This is a genomic window from Brachybacterium sp. AOP42-C2-15 (assembly GCF_052377065.1).
GTDB lineage: Bacteria > Actinomycetota > Actinomycetes > Actinomycetales > Dermabacteraceae > Brachybacterium.
Genome location: NZ_JBQSWK010000084.1, coordinates 1 through 3,953, shown reverse-complemented (window position 1 = coordinate 3,953; position 3,953 = coordinate 1). Strand labels below are relative to the sequence as shown.

4 protein-coding genes are annotated in these 3,953 nt (G+C 65.5%); 3 read left to right on the top strand and 1 reads right to left on the bottom strand.

Annotated elements, in window-relative coordinates; translation table 11 throughout:
* The 3 genes from ACT3SQ_RS19020 to ACT3SQ_RS19010 form a co-directional block, all read left to right on the top strand.
* On the top strand, window positions 1-331 hold a 331-nt coding region (locus ACT3SQ_RS19020; RefSeq protein WP_444601601.1), incomplete at its 5' end, for an IS3 family transposase.
* Between the two features lie 253 nt (window positions 332-584).
* The gene (locus tag ACT3SQ_RS19015; RefSeq protein ID WP_444601602.1) at window positions 585-1,667 is read left to right on the top strand and encodes an AI-2E family transporter; all 1,083 of its coding nucleotides are present in this window, start codon (window positions 585-587) and stop codon (window positions 1,665-1,667) included.
* Window positions 1,668-1,768: 101 nt separating this feature from the next.
* Window positions 1,769-2,803 carry a hypothetical protein gene (locus tag ACT3SQ_RS19010; RefSeq protein ID WP_444601600.1) on the top strand — a complete coding sequence of 345 codons (1,035 nt, stop codon included), beginning with the start codon at window positions 1,769-1,771 and terminating at the stop codon, window positions 2,801-2,803.
* 335 nt (window positions 2,804-3,138) lie between these two features.
* Here the strand turns inward: ACT3SQ_RS19010 and ACT3SQ_RS19005 are convergent, their stop codons facing one another.
* On the bottom strand, window positions 3,139-3,855 hold the full coding sequence (locus ACT3SQ_RS19005) for a VIT1/CCC1 transporter family protein (protein WP_094765126.1): 717 nt from the start codon (window positions 3,853-3,855) through the stop codon (window positions 3,139-3,141).
* Window positions 3,856-3,953 lie beyond the last annotated feature (98 nt).

Sequence of the window (3,953 nt, the reverse complement as noted above, 5' to 3'; positions counted from 1 at the left end):
CGAATTAAACCGAGTTCGGCTTAACAGCGACCGCGGGTCGCAGTTTCGATCCCGGAAGTTCGTCCACGCCCTGAACCAGCATCACCTCATCGGATCCATGGGCCAAGTCGGTGCTGCCGGTGATAACGCGGCGATGGAATCCTTCTTCGCGCTACTCCAGAAGAACGTCCTGGACCGGCGCCGTTGGCGCACCCGTGAGGAACTCCGGATCGCGATCATTACCTGGATCGAACGGACCTACCACCGCCGCCGGCGTCAGGCCCGCCTGGGCCGATTGACCCCCATCGAATACGAGACCATCATGAACCCGACCGTCATCCTGGCGGCCTAAACCAAGCTGGCACCTGATCGTGCATCAGTCCCCACCGGCGGATGCTGCGTTCACCGGGGGGTTCTGGGTCTGCGCTGTTGCCGGTGCGATCGCGATCGCGGCCGCCGCGGTGGCTCCTGCTGCCCGGGACGCGGCACGCCGAGTCCCCGCAGCTCGCGACATCGACCGGAAGGATGGGTAGATGCCGCTGTTCAGAAGACGCACGGAACCGCAGGCCTGGTCAACGACGGAGGCTGAGGTGCTCCCGGTGGGGATGCGGATCGCCGGCGCATGGTCGTGGCGGATCCTCGCGATCGTCGGGGTGCTCACGGTGATCGGCTTTCTCGTGGTGCAGCTGAGGTTGCTGGTGATCCCGCTGCTGGTCGCGGTCGTGCTGGCTGCGTTGCTCGTCCCGTTCAAGAATTTTCTGGCCCGGCACCGGTGGCCAGTCTGGGCGGCGATCACTCTCGCCGAGCTGAGCGTTCTGGTGGTGGTGGGAGCACTGGGGTATCTGGTGGTCACGCAGATCACGTCAGGGTTTGGAGGACTTGCTGAGCAGACGGTGGCGTCCTTCACGGAGTTCCGGAAGTTCCTTGCGGAGTCTGCGTTGCAGGTGTCCGGGGCCGACCTGGATGCCTTCGTCCAACAGGTCTGGACGATGATTCAGGAGGATGGCGCCGCGCTGGCGTCCGGGGCTGCGGCGTTCGGTTCCAGAGTGGGACATGTCCTCGCTGGCGTCCTCCTGGCCCTGTTCTCGACGCTGTTCTTCCTCATCGACGGAGATCGGATCTGGGCCTGGATCGTGCGCCTGTTCCCGCGCCGCGCCCGCCCGGCCACCGATGAGGCGGGACGTGCCGGATGGGCGACCCTGCAGTCGTTCGTGAAGGTGCAGATCCTCGTCGCGTTCATTGACGCGGTCGGCATTGGGCTCGGCGCAGCACTGCTGGGAGTCCCGCTCGCTATCCCGATCGGCGTGCTCGTGTTCCTGGGATCCTTCATCCCCGTCATCGGCGCCGTCGTGACCGGCGCGGTCGCTGTGTTCATCGCACTCGTCTACAACGGATGGGTGATCGCGCTGATCATGCTGGGTATCGTCCTCCTCGTCCAACAGCTCGAAGGACACGTCCTGCAACCGCTGATCATGGGCTCCGCCGTGAAAGTACACCCCCTCGCGGTCGTCCTCGCCGTTGCAGGCGGATCGATCGTCGCAGGCATCCCCGGAGCACTATTCGCTGTGCCGCTGGTTGCTACGGCCAACGCGATGGTCATGAGCATTGCCGGAGGAACGTGGCGGGACCACCCCGACCTCGTGCCGTCGCCAACTCGCCTCGCGGAACGAACGCGGGGACACCGATGAACCTTTCACTCACGGAAGAAAAGTCCAGCCCTCGCGGGCCTCGACGTTCAGAGAAGAAATCCTCATCTCCGGACTCTCTGCGCGTACTGATACGTGGTGCGGTGGCGGCCGAGTCTCGTGCGCTGGCGTTCGCCTTTGTCGCGCTTGTCGTGGGGATCGTCGTTGGCGCCTTCGTGTTCGCTGGCGAGCCTGCTGCTCTCTCCGGGGCGAGATCTGTCGGGGTGACGGCAGCGTTCCTGGCTGGCGTGTCGGCCGGGGTGGCGTTCGCGACGAACTACCTGCGCTTGGTCCGCAGCACGCGGCCGCGTCCTCTCAGCATCGGGGTGAGGTGGCGGATCGGGGTGGACACGGTCGCATTGACCGTCTCTGCCGTCATCGTCGTCAGCCTGCTCACCGGAACCGTTTTCGCTGTGCTACAGCTCGCCTTCCGCGACTTCGCCCTCGACCCGCCTGCCGCCGCTGTCGTCACCGGAGCCGTCGCCGCCGTGGCGGCATACCTGCTCACCGGTGCCGCCTCGCAACTCACCACCCGGGCGATCGCGAACCTCCTCGCCATGCTGCTGGTCAGCGGTGGGTTGGCGAGCATGCTCTCCGCGCGAAATACCACCTGGTGGCAGCACAACTTCAGTGCTCTCGGCAGCGGCGACGGCTTCTCGCCCTACACGTTCAACATCACGCTCGTGTTCGCCGGCCTCGTCATCATCACGCTCACCCACCATCTCACTCATGACATCCAGCAGCTATCCGCCACGGACGCGACGTCCCGGATCCGAGTGCTGCGGGCGTGGCTGATCACCGTCGGAGCCCTGTTCGCCGGCGTCGGGATGGTGTCCGTCGATGAAGCCGAGCCTCTGCACATTGTCATCGCCACCACGATGTCAGTCGCGTTCGCTGGACTCATCGCCGCTAGCGGCTGGCTGGTGCCATGGCTGCCTCGCAGTTTCGCCTTCGTCTCCGTCATCGTGCTTGGGGCGTTCGGGTTCGTCGCGCTCCTGATGTGGCCGATCGGCTACTTCAATCTCACCGCCATGGAACTGCTCAGCTCCATCCTCCTCCTCACCTGGCTCCTCCTCTTCGTGCGAGCCATCGCCGCCACCGCCGACGACGATCAACCAGGGGGACTGATGTCTGATTGACGGTGGATCTGGTCGTGCCTGGCCGAGAGAAAGGACGATGACCGAGCACCCAGGCGATGAGACGCATGGCAGGCAGCACAGCCCATGAGAGCGCCGTAACGGCACGAGGTTGAAGAATATGTCGAACCGAGCGAGCGACGTCGCTTCGACACTCGAGGCTACCCCTGCCGAGGCCGCAGCCAACTAGGACGCTGGCCTTGACACACTAGTGGGAGCGACGATTTTCCCATACCTCCCGATGGGAACGAAGCCCGGGGTGAATCACCTCGCATCGTTCGGAGGATGCCGATCTGCGGAGTCGTCCCGCGGTTGCCCGGCCGGATTGTCACGGCCGTCTATGCGATCCCGGTCGTGCCCAGGAGCGTGCCGATCAGGAAGGTGGCGCCCAGCGCGACTGCCCCGCCGATCACAACCCGGATCGTCGGACGCAACACGGGGCTGCCCCCGAGGTGCGCGCCGAGTGCACCGGTGACGGCGAGAGCGAGCAGCACGACGACGAATGTCGCGGGAATCCGCATGCCTGGCGGGAGGAGCATCGCCACGAACGGGATGATCCCGCCTGAGGTGAACGCGACTGCGGAGGCGAGGGCCGCTCGCCAGGGGCTGACCAGATCCTGGCCGTCAATGTTCAGTTCCGCAGACAGGTGCGCGCCGAGGGCGTCATGCGCGGTGAGCTCCTCGGCGACCTTCCGCGCGGTCTCCGGGGAGATACCTTTGGCTTGGTAGAGTCCGGTGAGCTCGTCGAGCTCCTGTGCGGGCATTTCCGAGAGTTCGCGGCGTTCTGTCGCGATGAGGGTCTTCTCGCTGTCGCTCTGACTGCTCACCGACACGTACTCGCCGAGTGTCATCGAGATCGCTCCGCCGACCAACGCCGCCGTTCCCGCGGTCAGGATCGGTGCCAGGTCGTTGGTGGCGCCGGCGACGCCGACGACGATCGCGGCGACCGACACGATCCCGTCGTTCGCGCCGAGCACCCCCGCGCGTAACCAGTTCAGTCGCCCTGCGATTCCGGCGGTATGCGGCTCACCCGTGTGTGGTCTCGTGGTGATCATGTGGGTGAAAACCTCCTCCGCCGGTCATGTCATCCGGCTGCTCCATTGCACCTTACCCGCCGCGGTTCGCAGCAGGACCTTCGGTCCTCCGGACCCCG